The following is a 947-nucleotide window of genomic DNA, read 5'->3' as shown; positions in this document are numbered from 1 at the left end:
CGGCTCCACCACGTCCCTTTGTCCGAAGACTCCGGGCCGGCTTCACGGCTTTAGCATCACCTGGTTCAGCGTTGGCGCTTCAAAGCGGGTACGGGAATATCAACCCGTTGTCCATCGACTACGCCTGTCGGCCTCGCCTTAGGTCCCGACTTACCCTGGGCAGATCAGCTTGACCCAGGAACCCTTGGTCAATCGGCGCAAGAGTTTCCCACTCTTGTATCGCTACTCATGCCTGCATTCTCACTCGTGTACCGTCCACGACTGGTTTCCACCGCCGCTTCACCCGGCACACGACGCTCCCCTACCCATCACAGCAGGCGTTGGCCCTATATGCTGCAATGACACGACTTCGGTGATGTGCTTGAGCCCCGCTACATTGTCGGCGCGGAATCACTTGACCAGTGAGCTATTACGCACTCTTTCAAGGGTGGCTGCTTCTAAGCCAACCTCCTGGTTGTCTCTGCGACTCCACATCCTTTCCCACTTAGCACACGCTTAGGGACCTTAGTCGGTGTTCTGGGCTGTTTCCCTCTCGACCATGGAGCTTATCCCCCACAGTCTCACTGCCACGCTCTCACTTACCGGCATTCGGAGTTTGGCTAAGGTCAGTAACCCGGTGAGGCCCATCGCCTATCCAGTGCTCTACCTCCGGCAAGAAACACGTGACGCTGCACCTAAATGCATTTCGGGGAGAACCAGCTATCACGGAGTTTGATTGGCCTTTCACCCCTAACCACAGGTCATCCCCCAGGTTTTCAACCCTGGTGGGTTCGGTCCTCCACGAAGTCTTACCTCCGCTTCAACCTGCCCATGGCTAGATCACTCCGCTTCGGGTCTTGGGCATGCAACTCAATCGCCCTATTCGGACTCGCTTTCGCTACGGCTACCCCACACGGGTTAACCTCGCTACACACCGCAAACTCGCAGGCTCATTCTTCAAAAGGCAC

Annotated in this window: 1 rRNA gene; it reads right to left on the bottom strand. The window is 56.8% G+C overall.

The features are described from left to right. Positions 1 to 947, bottom strand: a 23S ribosomal RNA gene (locus VR45_RS12445); the annotation flags it as partial.

Origin of the sequence: Streptomyces sp. NRRL S-495, from assembly GCF_000966955.1 — a bacterium.
GTDB lineage: Bacteria > Actinomycetota > Actinomycetes > Streptomycetales > Streptomycetaceae > Kitasatospora > Kitasatospora purpeofusca.
Note: the sequence above shows the minus strand (reverse complement) of the source record. Positions and strands in the feature narration are given on the sequence as shown.